A 21,987-nucleotide genomic window follows, 5' to 3' on the forward strand; every position below is an offset into this window, starting at 1 on the left:
CCGCCACTCATCTTTTGGGTTTTATGTCCTAAGCAAAACTTACATTGCTATAGAAACTCCTGAAAGCATGACTACACTTTCGAGAATTTAGATGAGAACAAAACCAAAAAAGAGAGTGGCGGAACTTCGCGCTACCACTCTTTTTTTTTGATTTTGCTGACAAGAGCTAGGTATATCAAATCCCATGCAGATGCGGTAAGAGCATCAAGCTATGGATTTAAGCTCACTGGGCAATTGGGCTTTTCAGCAGTTTCTACAGGAGCAGGATCGGGTGGTAAAAGTGCCACAATATGTGGGACAGGGCGTGGTTCGTAAGCCATGACTGACTTGCCGCGATAGGCCAGCGATGCACTTGCGCCAGAGTCAAGCATGACTACATCTCGCAACCCAGCTTTCGCCAAGATTTTACCTAAGCCGACGGAATCGATCATTTCCATGGTTACGCCGATTGTCGGTCTACCAGAGCGATCGATCCCCCAAAAAGCGCGATCTCGACTTGCATCAAAGCCATAAAGCTTCCCGAATGATTCTGCTGATTGTGGTTTACCATCGCGGACTAGCCAACCTGCGGCAACAAAGGCATCAGTGACATCTGCTAATTCCGCTCTTACAGCTTCTAGAGAAGTGTGCTTAGCGGCATTAAAGGGGATGAATTTGACTGTCGTAGGGCTAATCAAAACCAGAGGACGACCATTGAGAAGGGGATTTTCGCCTTTATTCCCAGTATTAAAAACGCCTGCATAGCTAGAAAACTGGCTCATCACGGGGCCAATCATCGTATTGCCATCAATGCGTTCGAGAGAGAAAAAACCACCATCAACCGCCGCGATCGCATTGGGAGTCATGGTAAGAATCTCAGCAACCTGAGCACGTTTATCAGCATGAGTTGTGACAGCGCGACCGCCATGTACAAGAGTAAGTGGCAATCCATCAATAGTAACTGTGCGCTTCTCTACAGGAGTAGTAAAATTGACGACTCCATTACTTACTGGAGGCAAAAGTGAAACTTGACTTGCAGAAGTTCCTCCAGAAGCTTGCTCGATCGCTTCACTAAAACGTGATTGCCCAAAACGCATGATTGCAAGTAAATCTTCTGATTCGTTAGCAGAGCGCTCTTGACGTGGATCGAGGCTCATTGCTAAGGCTGCTTTGTACCCAGCTTTTTTGATTTTATCTCTAGCTCTATCTGTAAAATCTCCTTCAGGATAAGTAAAGTAATCGATGGGAATTCCCAATTCCTTTTCAAGAACTTTTTTCGATTCCGTTACTTCTTTTTCGATGTCTTTCTCGCTAAGATCCTTTAAATTGAGATGATTTACTGTATGGGAAGCAACAGTGATCAAACCACTTTTTTGCATCTCCCGCAGTTGATCCCAAGTTGCTTTGGGCTTCTGTCCAGCAGTGCCGACAAACCGAGTATGGACAGACCATACCGCAGGATAGTTATATTTTTTGAGCAATGGAAATGCGTATTTGTACTGTCCGACATAGTTATCATCGAAGGTGAGCAATACAGGTTTTTCTGGCAATTGCGCACCAGTACGCAGATGGTTAACCATGCGATCCATCGTAATTGGTGTATATCCACCTTCTTGGATCATTTGAAAATGTTTTTCGAGATCTTCAGGTGTGACATCCCAATCTACGTCTTTTACCGCCGTGATGTCGTGATACATGACGATCGGGATTTTGGCAGCACGAGCGCGATCGCTGATTTGGGGGAATGGGGCGGGGGTAAAACTAGCGATCAGATCGGCATTAATACTGCTGCTCAGGCTTGATAAAACAGGTAATGGGTCATTAGCGATCGCATTGATCGATCTGACCTGATAGAGCGATGCTGTCACCGACTCCAATGCATTGTATTGACAAAAGGCTCGCGAGTCATTATTCGCGACAGGATTAGCAGGGATTAAAGCTGATTCATTAGTGGCTGTGGCTACCTCCGTAGAGGATGTTCGGGTGACAAATCGTGAGGCGATCGCTGCGCCCATGCCAGTACCGAGGACTGCTAATCCCAGCACGATCCAGATCGTGTTCATGCTGCTGCTATTTTTGCCGTTGCCCCTGCTCATAAAGATTTATAAATTTTGTGATATTACTAGCGCCTATTTAATCAGAGAGCCATCATGTGCACAAGTACCTAGGGTGCATTGAAGCAGCCCACAAAGAAAAGGCGGCGCTTCGCGCCGCCTTTTCTTTGTGAATTAAGCCCATCCTGCTAATTGATAAACAAGTAAGCCAATGTACTCTTTGATGGCATTGGTGGTATTTCTGAGCGCATCCACACTAGGCAATAAATCTAGTATCAAGGCGAAGCCTTTGTTGTTCTCATTTTGCACCGACAAAAAGTCAGTTGGGACAGCAATAGTCTCAAAGCCGACTTTCCGAAATATTTCCATCGATCGTGGCATATGCAGAGCCGATGTTACGAGCAATATTTTATTGATCCCCTTTTTAACAAGGATTTCTTTTGTATTAATCGCGTTATCGCGAGTATTAAAAGATTGTGATTCTTGGATAATGGCACTAGGAGGCACGCCCATAAATTCCGCGATCGCAGCCATGTCCTCGGACTCAGGGTTACCCCCATCGCCTAGCCATTCGGCTCTACCACCAGTGACAATCACTAAGGGAGCTTTACCCTGCTTATAGAGCCACGAGCTATACAAAATGCGATCGCCAGCTTCATTAACCTCATACCAAGGTCGCGGTGCTATGCGCGGTCTAGTACCGCCACCCAAGACCACGATTGCCTCAGCTTTGGGGATCTCACCGTTTGGCAGATATTGCCATTCCAGCGATCGCACTAACCCCTTAGAAAAAATTTCATTGCTGCTTAGCAATAAAATTACTAGTGCGAGGCTTATTAGGGTTGAGGCAAAACGATTTTTTTTAAATAAGCTGATTAATTTACTAGAGTTACTAGTATTGCGCGATCGCTTGGATCGCCACAGCAAAATCACTAAGGCGATCGTAATTAATACACTCGATAACCCAAGCGGATAAAGAAACAGAGGCAAAAGTTTCGATAAAAAAAGCGACACGGTTTTAAAGACTATTATTTTTAGTAATTCTGTACTATAGCAATCCTAAATTATTATCTATGTATATCGCGTTTGTAGAAGAGCGCATCCAAAGGATTCGCTCTTCTACAAACTACTTAGGATTGACATAGCATAAGCTGTTTTTGAGTCAGCTAAATGACTTAGCTACTCCCTTCCCAGTGAAGAATTAGTGGTGCGCGGCAAAGCCGCGCACCACTAATTCTTCACTTTACAATGTCTATTCTTTCGCTGGGAAGGGAGTATCATGATTGAGAATCGAAAACCTTGTTAACTTGTTAACTTGTTCTCTAATCAATAAGCACTTTGGTTTAACATTGATGGTATTATAGCCCGATAAATATCTAAGGGAAGAATTAGGTCAACTTTAGTTAAAAAATTAGTGCATTACCCAATGCACACTAACAATGCCCTAATTTTAAATGGGGGGGAGTTCGCTCAGAATCTAGACTTAATCAATTGAGAATAATTATGATGAGTGCTGACATAGATTTAGATGAAGTATCTAAAGAGCAGAAAGAATCGGCTAAGCAATTATTAAAGAGTCTAGAGTTAAGTAGATCTGGATGTGTATATGTTATTCGCGATCGCATTCGTTGGTCGTTTTACATTGAGCGCGGAAAACTGGTCTATGCTTCGCACTCATTAGATAGTTTTGAAAGATTAGAACGACATCTGCGGATGTTAAGTCGAGAAGTCCCTGCCTTGGATGACAAATTGCGATCGCAGCTTCGGCTCATGTTTGACGATCCTTCTCCAGATAATGCTAAGTACAAAGTTACTAGCGAAATTCTCTGTGTTGAATATCTTGCAATTTTGTGGCTAGTTAATGAAAACCATCTGTCTAAACCTATGGCGGGTAAATTGGTTGCACGGATTATCCAAGAAGTTGTCGAAGCATTTCTCTGCTTGCCAGATGGGAAGTTTGGGGGTTCCTATTACGAGCATTTCTTAAAAGAAACCTATTGCAGTTTATCGATTGATCGGATTTTAGAAGTAGTTATAAAGCGCCTCCAAGCATGGTACAAACTTGGCCCGACGATTATCTCACCCTACCAATGTCCTTATCTAGTCAGCCAGGCAAATGCGGAAACCCGCATGTCACATGAAACTGTGCAACGACTTGGACGAATTTTACGTGGTTTTAACTTTTGTCAATTGGGTGCATTACTAGCCAAAGATCCCCTAGCGATCGCTAAGCAACTTAGTCCCCTAATTAGTGATGGTTCGATTCTATTAAGAGATCCCTTGCCTCCTTTTAATATGTTGCCCCCTACCTATTACCTAGCGCCCGCAGAAGAGCAAGAAAATATCGAAAAACTTTCAGAGACTTTTATGGATGACTCTAGCTCAGGTGAAGATGAATCTAGCATTTCGCAGATTTTTACAAGGCAGGCATCAAAAACTTGGAAGATCGTCTGTATCGATGATAGTGAGTCAATGCTCAGTATTATTAGCAGCTACTTAGGAAATGAAGATTTTCAAGTTACACTAATTCAAGACTCCATGAAAGCGTTATTAAAAATCACTTCGATTCGTCCTGATTTAATCTTGCTAGACATCGGAATGCCCAATGTTGATGGTTATCAACTTTGTTCTTTAATTCGTAAATCTTCGATTTTAAAAGAGATTCCCATTGTGATGGTGACAGGCAATAAAGGATTAATTGATCGTGCCCGCGCAAGGATCGCAGGAGCGACGGATTATTTGACCAAACCCTTTGTCCAAAATGATTTGCTAAAAATGATCATGCGTCATCTCATGTGAACATTAACACATTAAATTTGTGGATATTTACAGAAATAATCACAAATTTAATGTTTTTTAGCATTGGATGAGTTAAGCAACTCGGATCTAAAAACACATTGCTTTTATATGGTATCTTTATATTTTATTAAGAATTACCATCTCGGACAAAAATTAGGATGAGCGCCAAAAGCTAAATCCTATTCGTAAAATCCTTAGTTAGCAATTAAAGAAAACAAGATTTAGTGAGCACGCATTATGACGACAGTACTTGTAGTTGAAGATACTGCTTCTGAGCAGGATTTGATTGTTAGTTATTTAGTGGAAAGTGGTTACAACGTAATCAGTGCGACTAATGGACAAGAAGCTCTCAAAAAAATCGAAGGGAGAAGGCCTGATGTCGTAGTTACTGATTTGGTGATGCCAGGAATGAGCGGATTAGAGCTATGCCGCAGTCTGAAAAAAAATAGTGAGACAAAAGATGTGCCAATTGTAGCCTGTACTTCTAAAAATCAAGAGCTTGATAAGTTATGGGGTATGAAACAAGGAATTGATGTCTACGTTACTAAGCCTTTCACCCGTGAAGATATCTTACGAGCCGTTCGTTCTGTAGCCTAGATCGCTAAGCTCTGATTGTCATGCTCAATTAGTTTCCATATAGATTAGGAGATAAGAGATTGATTACAGTATTGGTAGTAGAAGATACGTCTTCGGAACGTGAATTGATTTGCGATTATTTACGTCAGGGTGGATATTCAGTCGTAAGCGCTTGCGATGGCAAGGAAGGCTTAGAAAAGTTTGAGTCGGTTAAGCCGAATATTGTCGTTACCGATCTGGTAATGCCTGGGATGAGCGGGTTGGAGATGTGTCGGGCGATCAAAAAGGTGGCGACAGCAAAAGTGCCTGTGATTGCTTGTACTTCCAAAGATCAAGATCTCGATCGCATGTGGGGGATGAAGCAAGGTGTGGATGTTTATCTCACCAAGCCATTTACCAAAGACGATATCTTGCAGGCTGTGCGATCGCTGGCGGTTGGAGGATGAAATGGTTGATTTGATGATCGAGTTGCAGGAGGAGAAGACACAGGCGATCGCAGGCTTGCCCTATTTAAGCTTGCAGCTAGGTCTCAATGTGACTGTCGCTGTACAATTAAAATTTGCGCGCGAAACCTTGGTATTAGCTACTGATCGCTTTACGCAAATGCCCAATGTTCATCCTTGTCTGATGGGGCTAGTTGAGCATCGCAGCAACGTTTTTTGGGTGCTGGACTTACCTCAACTATTAGGTTTTACCCCGATTGATTCGACCGCGATCGAGATACATATCGCGATCTTGCAAATTGGCGGCGCATTTATTGGTCTAGGGGTTTATCGGGTGGGGAGGGTGGTGCGATTTACCGAGCCTGAGATCGTATCGCCCCTAGAATTACCGAAGGCTAAGACTCCAATTGAGCTTGTGCCTTTTCTGCGCGGTTGGGTCATTCAGTCAGAAGATGTTAACGGCAATCTGTATGTGTTAGACCCCGAAGCGATCGCTCGTCATAACTTTACCGTCTAGATTTCAACTTTCAACTTTCAACTTTTTACTGGAAAAAACGGAGTTTTAAATCATGGTTCTTGATTCACGTTCTCGTACTGATAGCTCTGAATCCATAGATGGTAATGGGACAGAGCCTTCTAGCAATGGCAGCCATACCAATACAAATAGGATTAATCCGACTAACTCTACTCCTGCAAATCCTGCGAACAAGAAAAAGTCAATCGGGCAATGGTGGCAAGCTTTAGGTTTACGAACTAAGACCGCAGTTATATCGGTGGCGGCGATCACGATTCCTTTGCTAGCTTTAGGAGGATTTACTTATTATTATGTTGGACAAAATATTGCTGAATCTACCAAACAAAAAGATATCGAGGTTTCAAGTGAGTTAGCTCAGCGGCTTGCTTATTTTATGCGCGATCGCTATGGAGATATTCAAACTATTGCTCAACTGTCCTTTTTAACCAATACCAAAGTGCGGGAAGCATTACCGATCACTGAGCAGAAGGCAATTTTAGACACATATATCAAGAGCTATCTGGTCTATGACAGTATCGCGGTCTATCGGTTGGATGGCAGCCTAATTGTCGATGTTAGCCCAGAACCACCACCTGCGAATATTTCTAAACGCGCTTACTTTCAGGAGGTTTTAAAGACCGACAAACCATATATCAGCCAACCCGAAGCATCTGTCGTTACAAAGAAGGTGAGTCTATTTATTGCCGCACCCGTGAAAGATGTGACAACGGGTAAAACCATTGCGGTAGTCCGTTCCAGAATGCAAGCATCTGCTCTTGATGAGGTATTTAAAGATTTTAGTGAAGGTGCACAAGAATATCATGTATCTGAATCTGACGGCAAATTTTTCTTGGCATCAGAGGCAAATAAAATTGGGCAAGATATAAAAACTGAGTTCCCTGAATTAAATTCGCTAATTGCCAGTCGTCAACGTGGTTCGGTGACAGCAAATGATCGAGCGGCTAATAGAGAGCAGTTTGCGGGATATTCACCATTGCCTAAGCTGGAAGGACTACCAGAACTAAAGTGGGATGCTGTAATTGCCATTGACACTGATATTGCGCTGAAACCTTTGCAGCAATTACTGTTGATCTTGTTGGCTGCGACTGGTGGTGTCGCTGTCTTAGCATCGGTATTAGCGATCGCGATCGCCCAGCGTGCCACCAAACCAATCATCGACGCAACGCAAGCGGTGGTTGAACTTGGTAAAGGTAATCTCGAAACCCGACTTGCGGTAGAAGGCGAAGATGAAATGGCGCAACTGGGCGGCAACATCAACTTGATGGCCGAACAATTGCAGACATTCTTGGCTTTGCAAGAAGCTCAAACAAAGCGATCGCAGATTATTGCAGAAATATCCCGATTGCGTAAAACTGAAGAACTTGAAGTGCCATTGTGCCGATTTTTAAATGAAATTTGCCAAGATTTAAAATGTGATCGGGTCGTAGTTTATCAATTTATCAACGACGATCTTGGGCGCAACCTTGGCGAGATCGTTGCCGAATCTGAAACTCACTCTAATCTCTCTAGTGCTAAGACTGCGGGATTGAGCGATCCTTGTATTCCTGATGAGCTAATTGAAGGATATAAGCAAGGACGAGTAGTCGCAACTCGCGATGTTTTTAATGCAGGATTTGCTCCTGCTCACCTCGACCTAATGCGGAAATTACAGATCAAATCTAATTTGGTAGTGCCTGTTCTGATTACGGGTAAGTTGGATAGTCTATTGATCGCGCACTCCTGTAGCCAAATGCGTGATTGGCAAGATTCAGAGATTCAGTTCATGCAAGACTATGCTAAGGACTTGGGACTTGCGCTTGGTGGAATAGCACTTATACAACAAGAGCGCACTAATGCGTTAAAAGAACGTAACCGCAGTGAAACGATTCAACGCGAGTTAATTACATTACTATCGGACGTTGAAGGTGCGGTGAGTGGAGACTTGACTGTTCGCGCTCAAATCTCGGCTGGTGAAATTGGCATCGTTGCCGACTTTTTTAATGCGATCGTCGAAAGTTTGCGGGACGTTGTCCGCAAGGTAAAAGACACAACAGGGCTGGTAAGTACCTCCGTAAATACTAATAACGAAGCAATTCGTAAGCTTGCTCAAGAGTCAACCTTACAGACCAAACAACTTGACGAAGCACTGACTTCCGTTGAACAAATGACCGATTCGATTCAACAGGTGGCAAGCAGTGCTCAGCAAGCGGCGACAGCTTCTAATACGGCGGCAAATACAGCAAAAACTGGTAGCGTGGAAATCGAGCAGTCAGTACAAAGTATCTTGCAACTACGTCAAACTGTTGATGACACTGCGAAGAAAGTAAAACGACTTGGAGATGCATCGAAACAGATCTCGAAGGTAGTTGTACTAATCGATCAGATTGCCCTAAAGACCAACATGCTTGCACTAAATGCCAGTGTTGAAGCCGCGCGGGCGGGTGAAGAAGGTCGCAGCTTTGCGGTCGTTGCAGCAGAGGTCGGAGCCTTGGCTGCACAGTCAGCAACAGCAACTAAAGAAATTGCCCGCTTGGTTGAGAGTATTCAACAAGAAACTAGTGAAGTAGTTCAAGCGATGGAAGCCAGTACAGTGCAAGTGGTTGAAGGTACAAATCGAGTCGAAGATGCGCGTAAGAGTTTGAACCAAATTGTGATAGTTTCGCAGCAGGTAAATGAACTCTTTCAAACGATTTCGATTGCTACGACTTCACAGGTGCAAACTTCCCAATCAGTGCGATCGCTAATGGCTAAGCTCTCAACCCAGTCACAGATGTCTTCGGAAACCTCGCGAAATGTTGCGATCGCCTTACAAGAAACCGCAGATGTCACTAGTCAGTTACAAGAATCAGTCGAAACCTTTAAGGTCGAATAAGTTCTAGATTTTGAGCGATCGATGCAACGCATTGATCGCTTTGTCCCTAATCGAATTAACAGCAGGGTTTTTTTAAAGGAATATATGCTAGCAAACAAAGAATCAGTTTTGACCGATCCAAAGCCTTCTATCCCAGTTATTTTAGAGCCTGTAATGGAGCGAACTGGAGAAGATCGTAAAATTATTCGTGGCTTGACTACTTTTGTGGGAGTCGGGCTAGTCATATTTGGGATTTCAGCATTGAATCTCTTTGATATCTATCGAGGGTTTCGCTCGATTTCCGAGAAAAATTTTCGACTGCAAGAACTAAGCGGCAAAATCGTATATTTTGACGAAGTTTTAACCATGTCAGCACGGATGTCAGCTTCTACTGGCGATCCTCGGTGGGAAAAGCGCTATCTAGAGTACGATCCCCAACTCGTAGCCGCACTTGAAGAGTCAGCAAAGATTGCACCTGATGCTTATAAAAATTTGCCAACAGAAGTTAATGATGCCAATACAAAGCTAGTTGACTTAGAAAAAAAATCCTTTGAATTAGTCCGCCAAGGCAAAAAGATCGAAGCTTCACAAATTTTATTTGGGGCTGAGTATGAAGCCCAGAAAAAGATTTATGCTGATGGCTCATCAAAGACACTGGTAGCAATCGAAAATGAAACTCAAGGACAGTTGCAATCTTTCAGTCAGCGTTTGACTGTTTCTCTAATATTCACTCTGCTCACTTTACCCGCATTGATTGGGGCTTATTTAATTGCTCTGAAGTTAATTCGCGCATATCTAAGCGATCGCGATCGCGCTCAAAAAAATATTGCATCATTGCTAATCCAACAGGCTGAGACCGATAAGGAACGCGCAAGACTCGAACTACAACAGGCTACATCTGAGCAGGAACGAGCAAGAATGCAATTGGAGCAATCCATTGCGACTCAAGACAGTGAACGAAGCGCTGTTTTACAAAGAGAGTTAATTGCATTGCTGTCAGATGTTGAAGGGGCTGCGAGTGGTGACTTAACGGTACGGGCCCAGATTTCGGCGGGTGAAATTGGGATTGTTGCCGACTTCTTTAATTCAATTATTGAAAGTCTACGAGACGTTGTGCGACAAGTAAAACAGTCGGCAGGGCTTGTAAATACATCAGTGGATACAAATAACCAGTCAATTCGCAATCTTGCGGAAGATGCCATCTCCCAAGCACAACAACTTGAGGAAGCACTGCAATCGGTCGAACAAATGACCAATTCGATTCAGCAAGTTTCTAGCAGCGCTCAACAAGCTGCCAATGCTTCGATTGCTGCTGCCGACAATGCGGAAACTGGTAGTGTGGCGATCGAGCAGTCTGTAAAAAGTATCTTGCAATTGCGGCTAACAGTGGCGGAGACTGCCAAGAAGGTAAAACGACTTGGGGAAGCTTCGCAACAAATTTCTAAAATTGTCGTACTGATCGATCAGATTGCGCTAAAAACAAACATGTTGGCAGTCAACGCTAGTATCGAAGCGTCACTAGCAGGTGAAGAAGGTCGCGGCTTTGCAGTAGTTGCGGAAGAAGTCGGTGCATTGGCTGCACAATCAGCAAAAGCCGCTAAAGAAATTGAAATTTTGGTGGAAACTATTCAAAAAGAAACTAGCGAAGTGGTACAAGCGATGGAAGCCAGTACGGTGCAAGTAGTTGAAGGTACAAATCGGGTCGAAGATGCTCGTAAGAGTTTGAACCAAATTGTCCAAGTTTCACGTCAGGTTAACCAATTGTTTCAAGAGATTTCGATCGCCACAACTTCACAGGTACAAACTTCGCAATCAGTGAAGCTGGTTATGGAAAACCTCTCTACTCAATCTCAGAAGTCTTCAGAAACTTCACGGGATGTGGCGATCTCACTACAAGAAACCGCAGATGTTGCCAGCAAGTTGCAGGCTTCGGTAGAAACCTTTAAAGTAGATATAGCTTAAATTCGCTAATCGCTTCCAGCAAAAAGACAAAACAAAAAAAGAGGTCGATATGGCAACTAATACATTAAACGATCGCGAATGGGAAGTTCGATTGCTATTTCTCGACGAAGTTAAAGATTTTTTGGCGGATATTGAGACGGAAATCATCGGCTTAAGCGATCGCGGTTTGCAGCGATCCTCGACTGATAAGATTTTACGTGCTGCTCACTCCATGAAAGGTGGTGCAGCAATGATGGGTTTTCTTGCTCTCAGTGAACTAGCTCACCATCTAGAAGACTTCGTTAAAATCCTCCAAGTAAACAATCAAACTGCGATCACCCCTGAAATGGAAAGCCTGTTTCTAGCAGCAGTCGATAACATGGGAAAAACTGCGAATATTCACAAGCAGCGTCAAAAACCTGATGATGTTTGGTTAGAAGAACAGGTCAATCTTCCATTTAAGCATCTGCGGGAAATTCTCGGCGAATTATCAACAAAGGATGAAGCAAGTCTGCTATCTGAAGAAGCTGGACAGGATATGCGTGTCCTCATGTTTGCGACTGAAGTAGATGCATGTTTGGAGAGGTTAGCTAAAGTAATTGGCGATCAAGATTCGCAAGTGCTACGAGAGGAGTTTGAACTCACAAGCCAAGAATTTGGCTGCTTAGGTGAAATGCTTGAACTGCCAGCATTTAGCCTCCTTTGCCAAGAGATTAGCAGCGCCTTAGCCGAGCATGACAATAACCTTTACGAAGTGACAACCGCCGCCTTAGAAGCTTGGCGGCGATCGCAAGCTCTTGTTTTAGTCGGACAGTTTCAAGCTTTACCAGACCATTTTGAAATATCGTCACCAAAAACTGCTCCAATTGCAGTTGCCACAAACGATCCATCCTTAAATTTAGAGGGTTTCCCGAAAGAAATTCTAGTTGATGATCTCAATGAGCTTTCTCTAGACTTAGTAGAATTAGAATCTAACTATCAAGATGTCAAGATCGCTACTCCAAACGTAGTAGAGCCTACGGCTGCCCCTGCCACAAATTTTGATGCCACTATCCGTATTCCTCTACGTCAGTTAGAAGCACTCAGCGATCGCTTTGGTGAGTTAAATGCAGAACGTAGTGGATTGCGCCTACAACTTCGCCGAATGCGCGATTTGGTGCAACTTCTCAGTACAAGAATGCATGGATTAGAACAGTCCAATTCCCAACTTAGAGAAGCCTACGATCGTGTAGTTACATCATCTGAGCCATTTATTCCCTTAAATACCATAATTGCTTCAGAAATCCCATCAGAAAGTATGAGAGGCGATCGCTACATTAACGAAGCCGTAAACAATGCAGACTTTCTGCCCTATACCAGTCGTTTTGACTTGTTAGAAATGGATCGCTATAGCGAGTTACATGTGCTGTCACGGGAAATCATGGATAGTGTTGTCCAATTGCAAGAAGTCTCAAGCGATCTAGAAACAGCTTTAACTGACACCGAAGGCACTGAACGTGAACTAGGACGAGCCTCACGCCAAATGCAGACGGCGATCGAGCAAGCCAGAATGCGAATGCTCAGCGAGATCTTAGGCAGATTTCCCCGCTTATTGCGGGATTTGTCTCTCGCCCATGGTAAACAAGTTGAGTTGTTGGTACGTGGCAGTTCCACTCTTGTTGAGCGATCAGTTTTAGAAATCTTGGAAGATCCGATCTTACATCTAATTCGCAACGCCTTCGATCATGGCATTGAAACGCCAGAAGCGCGTATTGCTGTTGGTAAGCCACCAAAAGGAAAGATCGAAATTGCCGCAGGATATCGTGGTAACCAAACCGTAATAACCGTCAGTGATGATGGCAATGGTGTTGATTTTGCCAAACTACGCGATCGCGCTTTGCAGATGGGATTAAGCGAGAGCGATCTTGATGGCTCTAGTGAAAATGAACTATTAGAGTTGATTTTTGAAGCAGGATTTAGTACCGCAGATCGCGTGACTGAGCTTTCAGGTCGTGGCGTTGGTATGGACGTGGTGCGCTCAAATTTGAATGTGATTGGTGGCAATGTTCGTGTTGAGACAGAAACTGGACGAGGAACAACTTTTATCTTGACAGTGCCTGTGTCTCTCTCAATCGCGCGAGTGCTTCTATTTGAAAGCAATGGTTTGCAGATGGCAATTCTCACTAGTGCTGTTGAAGAAATTATCCTAATTAAAGACACTTCGATCTATACGGTCGCCAACCAAGAGGTGTTAGATTGGGAAGGATATTCCGTGCCTTTATTGAAATTAGGCGATCGCCTCCATTTCTCGCGACCCCAATTTCAAATTGAAACTGAAAACCGCCCGATTGTAGACGAACCTTTAATGCTAGTTGTGACACGCAATAACGTTCCATTCGGGTTGCAAGTAGATCGCTATTGGGGTGAGCAGGAAGTAACCATTCGTGGTTTACAAAGTCCGATCCCAATGCCAACTGGGTTTATGGGTTGCGCGATTTTAGGAGGTGGGAAGCTAGTGCCACTGGTGGATATTGACAGCTTACTCACTTGGTCAATTGCCGATATTGATGCACCTCCCAGTAAAACACTCACCTTACCATCTGAGCGAGGCGATCGGCGCGTTACCGTGCTGGTCGTTGACGATTCGATTAACGTGCGCAGGTTCTTAGCGATGACCCTAGAAAAATCTGGCTATCGAGTAGAACAAGCTAAAGATGGGCTGGAAGCAATGGAGAAGTTGCGGAAATTGCAAACTTTACCTAAAGACTCCAGAGTCAGTGCGGTGATCTGCGACATCGAAATGCCCCGACTAGATGGATTTGGCTTTTTAGTACAATCTCGTGACGATGATAATTGCAAAAATATTCCTGTGATGATGCTCACGTCTCGAAGCGGTGCAAAGCATCGAGAATTAGCAATGCGTCTGGGAGCTTCCGCATATTTCGCGAAGCCATTTAAAGATAATGAACTACTGCAAACGTTATCGCATCTTGTACAGTCAAGATGAGAGGCGGCGCTTCGCATCTTGAATTAGTAAGGGGGGGCAATGCCCACCCTACTTAGATAATTACCAATTACCAATTACCAATTACTAAATTATGCCAGCCATTTCTTCTCTGCGATCGCAACGACTTTCAGAACTTCGTCCTGATAGCGAAAAGCAATATGTTGCTTTTCGCTTACGTCTTGCTTGGTTTATTGTGCCAATTGAATCCATATATCGAGTAATTCCGCTTGAGAAACATATTCCTAAGATTACCCTTGCAGGACAAAATGTACCGCTGATCGATCTTGGGAAAATACTATTTGGTCAAACTAAAGTACAAGTAAGTGATATTCCGCAACTAGTTGTTAATGGGGCGATCGTATCTTCAAAACCATCCTTGATTATTGTTTGCAATCAAAATGAAGATTTAATTGGCATACTTAGTAATTCTCAACCTGCGCTGCAAAAAGTTTCGCAAGATCTAATTGTCCCGCTCCCTCCAACCTATGGCGAGCGATGGAAAGTTGACTTTATCAGCTCCATGACTCTTCCTTCTAAGGATTTCCCTGCTTTATTTGCGATCAATAGCGATCGCCTTATTTCGACCGCCTTAAAAAAGAACAAATAAACCAAAAAGGAAGAAGGGGTCGCTTTGCGACCCCTTTTTCCTTTTTGGTTTTTACAAACTTGGTATTGATCCTGAAGATTTAACTTGGATTTGCATGTGTTGCGATCGCTATACAACCCATAAAAAACAGGAGTAGCGCGAAGCACTCCTCCTGTTTTTTATGGCAAAAACTAAGTTTGACTAGTAAAATCGATATTGCCCGCCAAAGATTTGTCGCACGTTAACTATGACCGCAAATATCACTACCAAATTTTCTCCAGCCGAAATCAAGTCTGAAGGCTTGACCCTTGATGAGTATCAAATGATTTGCGATCGCCTTGGTCGTGAACCCAACAAAGCCGAATTGGGGATGTTTGGCGTGATGTGGTCAGAGCATTGCTGCTACAAAAATTCGCGCCCGTTACTTAAGCAATTTCCGACCACAGGCGATCGCATTCTCGTAGGACCTGGAGAAAATGCAGGCGTAGTCAAGATTACCGATGATATTGCCATCAGTTTTAAGATCGAAAGCCATAACCGTCCCTCGGCAGTTGAACCCTACCAAGGCGCAGCAACTGGTGTAGGCGGTATTTTGCGCGATATTTTTACGATGGGAGCGCGTCCTGTAGCGATTTTGAACTCATTGCGTTTTGGCGAACTCTCAGATCCTTGGGTACGTAGTCGCGTTAATGGCATCGTTAACGGCATCGCGGGTTATGGAAATTGTATCGGTGTTCCGACTGTTGGTGGCGAAGTTTATTTTGATAAAGCTTATAACCGTAATCCCCTCGTCAATGCGATGGCGATCGGGATTATGGAAACTAAGGAAATCGTCAAATCGGGCGCTTCTGGTACTGGAAATCCTGTGATTTATGTCGGCTCTACCACAGGGCGAGATGGCATGAAGGGCGCAAGTTTTGCTAGTGCCGAGATTTCTGATAAGTCAGAACAGAGCCGTTCAGCGGTACAAGTTGGCGATCCATTCCTTGAGAAAGCGTTAGTTGAAGCTTGCTTAGAAGCTTTTAAAACTGGGGCTGTCGTGGCGGCGCAAGATATGGGAGCAGCAGGTTTGACTTGTTCTACTTCCGAAATGGCAGCAAAAGGCGGCGTGGGTGTAGTTCTCGATTTGGACAAGATTCCTGCGCGGGAAACGGGAATGACTCCCTATGAATATCTGCTCTCCGAATCACAGGAACGGATGCTCTTTGTTGCCCATAAGGGGAGAGAAGCAGAACTTATTGAAATTTTTGAGCGTTGGGGACTTCATGCAGTTGTTGCTGGTGAAGTTCTTGCCGAGCCAATTGTGAGAATTCTCTGGCATGGTGAAGTTGCGGCGGAGATTCCTGCGACAGCGCTTGCCGATAATACCCCGATTTATCATCGTCAGTTAGGCGATACTCCTGATTATGCTAAGAAAGCTTGGGCTTGGGATGAGAAGGCTGAGATCGCCACTTTCCCTTCCATTACTCCCAATGATGCATTATTGCAATTACTCGATACGCCTGCGATCGCATCGAAAGCATGGATTTATCGCCAATACGATCACCAAGTGCAGAATAATACAGTCATCTTCCCTGGGGGAGCCGACGCGGCAGTGATTCGGTTACGCAGTCAGGGCTTTGGTGTTGGCGAATTAGGAACGGCGGAATCTCAAATTGATTCTCTTGTCGGTGTCGCTGCCACAGTCGATTGCAATGCCCGTTATGTCTACCTCGATCCTTATGAAGGCGCAAAACTTGCCGTTGCCGAAGCGGCGCGGAATCTCTCCTGTGTTGGTTCTGAGCCTCTATCAGTAACAGACAACTTGAACTTTGGTAGTCCAGAAAATGCGATCGGTTATTGGCAACTTCACGAGGCATGTCGTGGGATTGCCGATGCTTGTCGTGAGTTGTCAACGCCTGTCACAGGTGGGAATGTTTCGCTCTACAACGAAACTATCGACTCAGATGGTAATTCTCAACCGATTTATCCTACGCCTGTAATCGGTATGGTGGGCTTAGTTGAAGATGTAACTAAAGTCGTTGGTCAGGGTTGGAAAGGTGTCGGTGATGCGATTTATCTACTCGGTAGCGATCGCTCTAGTCTGGCTGCTTCTGAATATCTCGCCTTAGTCATCGGTGAAGTCACAGGTCGCCCCCAACCCGTAGATTTTGAGCTAGAGCGTAAAGTTCAATTTGCTTGTCGTCAAGGGATCGCTCAAGGTTTAGTACAGTCAGCCCATGATTGTTCTGAAGGTGGGCTTGCCGTAGCGATCGCAGAATCATGTATATCGGGGAACCTCACAGCGCAGATTCAGTTAGTTAATGCTGATGACAGTCATCTCACGCAAGTCCTCTTTGGCGAAGGCGCAAGTAGAATTGTTGTATCTGTGAAACAAGGCGATCGCATTGCATGGGAAACCTATCTCACCAGTCAATTGGGCAATAGTTGGCAACATATCGGTACTGTAAGTGATGCGGCTAGTGATTTGGAGATTATTGTTGGAGGAAAGAAGGCGATCGCAGTATCTCTATCTCAAATCACCAAAAACTTTAACGAAGCAATTTCGAAACGTATGGGACATATTTTCTAAAACCCAAAATAGACAAATCGCCCGCTATGCGGGCGATTTGTCTATTTGTTTACTTAGCGGCATAAAGCATTGCCCCAATTAGTCCAACTTCAGGATTAAGCACAATATGAATCGGAATGTCGTCTAAAACGGGGCTGATTCGACCCTTACTTTTTAAAATCTGCAAAAATGTTCCATCCTGAAGCAAAGGCAATATTTTGGGAGCAATGCCACCCGCAATATACAAGCCACCACTAGGAATTAATTTCAAAGCTAAATTCCCCACTTCGGATGCATAAGCCTCCACAAACATTTGCATCGTTTGTGTGGCTAAGTGATCAAGATTAGTTTCGCTATTAATTCCCAAATTTGTTAACGCCGCATTAGCGATCGCAGCCGCCACATCAACATTAAGATCGCCTGCTTCCCATAGCTTCACTTTCTCAGCAAGTTCTGCCGATTCTGGAGAGGGTTGCCGAACTCGCAAAAACTGATAAATTGCCACAATTCCTGTTCCCGAAGCTACTCTTTCCACCGATACGCGATCGTGGTGCTTTTGCAAATATTGCAATAATTCGATTTCTAGAGCATTTCTGGGCGCAAAGTCTGTATGTCCGCCCTCAGTAGGGTAAACCTCATAACGATCGCCATTCCAACCTAAAAATGCCTCACCTAAACCTGTCCCCGCACCAATTACACCAATCGGAGCTCGATTCACCACACGCCCATCTTGTAAAGTATGCAAATCATTGGGCTGTAATCCTAAAACCCCATAGCCCACTGCCACAAAATCATTGATCAAGCTCACGTTGGCAATATTAAATTCTTCGGCAAGGCGATCGCTATCGAAAGACCAACCGAGGTTAGTTAATTGTGATCGGCGATCGCGCACTGGGCCAGCAATTCCAAAACAAGCTGCTGATAACGATGGAAGTTCACCTAAATTTATTTTGGCTGTCTCTACAAATTCGCGTAAAAGATCGGAGAAATTAGCATAACTAGCACCAGCAAAGCGCTGCTCGTATAAAACGGTAAACCCATCAGAATTTTTTTCGGCAAAACGTAAAAGAGTCTTTGTCCCGCCAATATCACCAGCTAAAATCATCGTCATTATTATTTCCTTGCCTAATCTATCGAAGAAAGTATTTGAAGACAGTATTTAAGGATCTGCTTTGCTGATCTTTTATACCAAAACATAAAATGGCGTAGCCATTTTGTGTTTTTAAAACCCTTACTGGGTTTGTTTTTTAATTCGCAAAAGTGTGACGGTACTTTTGTGAATTGGTATTACTAATTGGTTGCAAACTGATCGATCGCATATTGGGCTGCCGCCGATACTTGAGGATGAGCATCCTTAACGAGATAATTCAAAGCCGAAAGACTTTTATCACATCTCAGATGACCTAAAGCTTCAGCCAAACGTTGTCGGGTTAGCCAATCATCAGACTGAGCAAATCGCAAAATTCGATCGACACAGCGTAAATCACCCACCTCACCTAAAGCCGCGATCGCCGCTTGATGCAACATTGTTTCTTCACTTTCTAGTGCTTGAATGAGGGCATCGTAAGCTCGCACATCGCCCAGATTTCCGAGCGACACGGCTGCACTAAAACGGACTAGCCACTCAGTATCCTCATAAAAAGCGCGTAGCAATGGCTCAACGGCTCGATTATCTTGTAGATAACCCATTGCCCCAGCCGCATCAGCGCGAATCCCATAATCATGCTCAGTTTCTAGAATTCTCGCCAAAACTGGAAAACAGTCTTCTGTATGTTTCAAACCTAGAGCAAATACCGCCATTGATCTAATCTGCAAGTTTTCATCATCAATTACCTTTAAAATCAGAGGTACAGCCTCATCGGGCGTTAAATCTCGCAAAGACACTAAAGCCCGAAGGCGATCGCGAGAATTGTCACTGTCAAGTTGTCGAGCGATATTGCTTAAATCTGGGTTTTGATTGGCAAAAGACATAAAAAGCACATGTTAAAACTCTAAGTATAGCGATCTCTTATTTGATTGAGATAGACTAAAGCTACAAGGGCAAGGATTCATATGACTTCTAATTTCAATATAGCCCGATTGGATGACAAAATATGCAGACTAGGTATGCTATGATACATACGAATTGAAATCTACAGTAGCTCATCTAGTGGGACGAAAAAACTGACGATTCCTATTTTAGATAAAATCTATGTATTATAGGTTTAGTAACATGAGGATAAATTTATTGATAGTGTAAATACCTATCGAAAAAATTCATCTAACTACGTAGACAAATACACAAACATAAAATTTACTCTCGTGAGGAGTGGAATAATGAAAAAACTATCTTTGAATCTAGCTGGCAGCCTAAGTCTATTAAGTGTTATTGGTGCAGTCGCCTCAACCCCTGCATTTGCTGAAACGACTACAAGTGTTTCGCAAGTTAGCCAAGCTATTAGCAGCGATCCAGTTGCTCAAAACGTAACTTCAGTATCTCAACTTAGCGATGTTAAGCCAACTGACTGGGCTTTCACCGCACTTCAATCTTTGGTAGAGCGCTACGGTTGTATCGCTGGCTACCCTGACAGCACCTTCCGTGGAAAACAAGCAACCACTCGCTACGAATTTGCAGCAGGTTTGAATGCTTGCTTGGACAAGATCAACGAAATCATCTCCGCAGGTTTGGCTGACAAGGTTAGCAAAGAAGACCTCGCTACCTTGCAAAAGCTTCAAGAAGAGTTTGCTGCTGAACTAGCTACCCTACGTGGTCGTGTCGATGCTCTCGATGCTAAGGTTGCCAAGCTCGAAGCCCAACAATTTTCCACCACCACCAAGCTTTCTGGCGAAGCGATTTTCTCCGTGCAAGGAGCTAGTGGTAACAATCTCGCTGCATTCCCAACCAGTACAAACGTTTTCGTCTCTAGCCGTGTTCGTCTAGACCTTAACACCAGCTTCACAGGCAGCGACCTGTTGAAAACCAGACTAGAAGTCGGTAATGGTGGAACAACTAATATTCCCGGAGTATTTGGTGCTGGTACAACTACTGGAACTACTGGTGTTGCTAGCAACATCGGCTTCCAAACCTATGGTCAAGACTATACAGGTCTAAGCTCAACATTTACACTTGCCAAATTGCGTTACGATTTCAACCTTGGTGATGCTCGCATCTCAATTGGTCCTGTATTGCACGCTTATGATCACATTGATGTCAATAGCTATGCTAATAACGAAGCTGTTGACTTTGCCTCTACTTTCTTCATCAATAATCCTTTGATGGTTCTGGTCAATGGTCAAACAGGTGGAGCAGGTGCTGCATTCGATTGGAATCTTGGCAAGAGTGCTTTCACAATTCGTGGGCTTTATCTAGCAGGTAATGCTAGTAGCCCTACTGCTGCTGCTGGTGTGAATCGTGGTTTGTTCGGTGATGCTTACCAAGCAACTGGTGAATTGGAATTTGCCCCTAAGAACGCTGCTGGTGACAAACCTTTTGCCATCAAGCTCCAATACACCAACGGTGCTGTAAATAATGCCAACATTAATGCTGCTGGCGTAAACATCGAGTGGAAGTTTGCAAAGGGTATCGCAGTATTTGGTCGTTACGGATTTGGCACAATTGACAATCGTGGTGTTGGCGCTACTGTTGCTGGCTATACAGCTGGACTATTCACTGGTGGTAACACAACTACAGCGGGCAATTTGAGCCCTCAAACTTGGATGGCTGGTTTTGCTTTCCCTGATTTGTTCAAGGAAGGAGCTTTGGCTGGTGTCGCAGTTGGGCAACCTTTTATCGATAGAAGTGTAGGCAACGCAAGTCAGACCAACTTGGAGTTGTTTTATAACTTCCCGATCACCAACAACATCCGCATCACACCTGATGTTCAGTTTATCTTTAATCCTAACAACAACAGCACTAACAGCACCATCTTCGTTGGTACTTTAAGAACTGTATTCTCGTTCTAAACTTGTGAAAAAAGGTTATTGCTTTGCAATGACCTTTTTAAGTAAACAAAAGAGAGTTGAGACGCTTTGCGTCTCAACTCTCTTTTGTTTTTGCCTCAACTATCGATTAGGTAGTACAGCTTGATCTGAAATTTACTTAATGCCAATTAGTGATTTTGCCATCGGGAAATAAGTTGCCCATATTTTAGGATCGGGACGACTTGCCCAGTCGCGACGGGAAACGATCAATTGCAAGATAATGGCAGCTTGATCTAGGTTTAGATTTTGAGCAGTAACTTTGACTGATACATCAGAGACAAGTACATCACGGTCAAATGTACGTTGAGCCGCCGATCGCGCTAGTATTTCAGCCTTACGAGTCATTACAATAAACCCCTCATCCTGATTCACGAGTAACCGAATATCGACCTCACGACGCTCAGCCGCCGCGCTACTTGCGATCGCTATAGTTGATAAAGTTGCGATCGCAGAAACAAGTAAGTAGTTAGTTAATCTACGAAATGGCGGAGCCATTGAAAAAGTCGGAGAAACATGCGATTTGTTTTTCATAGTCATCTTCGCCAGAAACTCACAAAAAAAATTATAGAAAAATCGCCAAGATATTAGCAAAAAACTGGGAAAGATGTGTGCTATTGTCTGCTAACAAATTTGGCTTTAGAGTGTAGCTCATTTAAGAGCCAATTTGCGTACTAATTTTAGTAATCTTTGGATTTATAGCACTAAGCAACATAAATCCAAAGATGATATCCCTTTATCTTGTCGTTA

General features: G+C 43.8%; 15 protein-coding genes. 10 read left to right on the forward strand and 5 right to left on the reverse strand.

Annotated elements, in window-relative coordinates:
- Positions 1-209: 209 nt before the first annotated feature.
- Together APA_RS07875 and APA_RS07880 are read right to left on the reverse strand one after the other, a co-directional pair.
- A complete protein-coding gene (locus APA_RS07875; protein WP_201321742.1) occupies positions 210-2,075 on the reverse strand; it encodes a polysaccharide deacetylase family protein in 1,866 nt (621 codons plus the stop codon).
- Positions 2,076-2,207: 132 nt separating this feature from the next.
- Positions 2,208-3,047, reverse strand: coding sequence for a YdcF family protein (locus APA_RS07880; protein WP_201321743.1), 840 nt, complete (start codon positions 3,045-3,047; stop codon positions 2,208-2,210).
- A gap of 489 nt (positions 3,048-3,536) precedes the next feature.
- Between APA_RS07880 and APA_RS07885 the strand changes: the two genes are divergently transcribed.
- From APA_RS07885 to purL, 9 genes are all read left to right on the forward strand, one after another.
- The gene (locus APA_RS07885; RefSeq protein ID WP_201321744.1) at positions 3,537-4,832 is read left to right on the forward strand and encodes a response regulator; all 1,296 of its coding nucleotides are present in this window, start codon (positions 3,537-3,539) and stop codon (positions 4,830-4,832) included.
- 237 nt (positions 4,833-5,069) lie between these two features.
- Positions 5,070-5,429: a PleD family two-component system response regulator gene (locus APA_RS07890; RefSeq protein WP_201321745.1), complete on the forward strand. Its 360-nt coding sequence runs from the start codon at positions 5,070-5,072 to the stop codon at positions 5,427-5,429.
- Positions 5,430-5,488: 59 nt separating this feature from the next.
- A complete protein-coding gene (locus APA_RS07895) occupies positions 5,489-5,854 on the forward strand; it encodes a response regulator transcription factor (protein ID WP_201321746.1) in 366 nt (121 codons plus the stop codon).
- A gap of 1 nt (position 5,855) precedes the next feature.
- Entirely contained in the window at positions 5,856-6,368 is a 513-nt protein-coding gene (locus tag APA_RS07900; protein ID WP_201321747.1) for a chemotaxis protein CheW, read from the forward strand.
- Between the two features lie 52 nt (positions 6,369-6,420).
- Positions 6,421-9,237, forward strand: coding sequence for a methyl-accepting chemotaxis protein (locus tag APA_RS07905; protein ID WP_201321748.1), 2,817 nt, complete (start codon positions 6,421-6,423; stop codon positions 9,235-9,237).
- Positions 9,238-9,321: 84 nt separating this feature from the next.
- Positions 9,322-11,178, forward strand: a complete 1,857-nt coding sequence (locus APA_RS07910; RefSeq protein WP_236579455.1) for a methyl-accepting chemotaxis protein — start codon at positions 9,322-9,324, stop codon at positions 11,176-11,178.
- A gap of 49 nt (positions 11,179-11,227) precedes the next feature.
- On the forward strand, positions 11,228-14,143 hold the full coding sequence (locus APA_RS07915; RefSeq protein ID WP_201321750.1) for a hybrid sensor histidine kinase/response regulator: 2,916 nt from the start codon (positions 11,228-11,230) through the stop codon (positions 14,141-14,143).
- Between the two features lie 91 nt (positions 14,144-14,234).
- Entirely contained in the window at positions 14,235-14,750 is a 516-nt protein-coding gene (locus APA_RS07920) for a chemotaxis protein CheW (protein ID WP_201321751.1), read from the forward strand.
- Positions 14,751-14,976: 226 nt separating this feature from the next.
- Positions 14,977-17,301, forward strand: coding sequence for a phosphoribosylformylglycinamidine synthase subunit PurL (gene purL, locus APA_RS07925; protein ID WP_201321752.1), 2,325 nt, complete (start codon positions 14,977-14,979; stop codon positions 17,299-17,301).
- A gap of 49 nt (positions 17,302-17,350) precedes the next feature.
- Here purL and APA_RS07930 read toward each other — a convergent pair whose 3' ends face one another.
- Complete coding sequence (locus tag APA_RS07930) at positions 17,351-18,391, reverse strand: glucokinase (RefSeq protein WP_201321753.1); 1,041 nt, start codon at positions 18,389-18,391, stop codon at positions 17,351-17,353.
- Between the two features lie 179 nt (positions 18,392-18,570).
- Positions 18,571-19,251: a HEAT repeat domain-containing protein gene (locus tag APA_RS07935; protein ID WP_201321754.1), complete on the reverse strand. Its 681-nt coding sequence runs from the start codon at positions 19,249-19,251 to the stop codon at positions 18,571-18,573.
- A 345-nt stretch (positions 19,252-19,596) separates the two neighbouring features.
- Here APA_RS07935 and APA_RS07940 point away from each other — a divergent pair, with 345 nt between their 5' ends.
- Positions 19,597-21,222 carry an iron uptake porin gene (locus APA_RS07940; protein WP_201321755.1) on the forward strand — a complete coding sequence of 542 codons (1,626 nt, stop codon included), beginning with the start codon at positions 19,597-19,599 and terminating at the stop codon, positions 21,220-21,222.
- Between the two features lie 132 nt (positions 21,223-21,354).
- Here the strand turns inward: APA_RS07940 and APA_RS07945 are convergent, their stop codons facing one another.
- On the reverse strand, positions 21,355-21,771 hold the full coding sequence (locus tag APA_RS07945) for a hypothetical protein (RefSeq protein WP_236579456.1): 417 nt from the start codon (positions 21,769-21,771) through the stop codon (positions 21,355-21,357).
- Between the last annotated feature and the right edge of the window lie 216 nt (positions 21,772-21,987).

Origin of the sequence: Pseudanabaena sp. lw0831 (assembly GCF_016584665.1) — a bacterium.
In the GTDB taxonomy this organism is placed as follows: Bacteria; Cyanobacteriota; Cyanobacteriia; order Pseudanabaenales; family Pseudanabaenaceae; genus Pseudanabaena.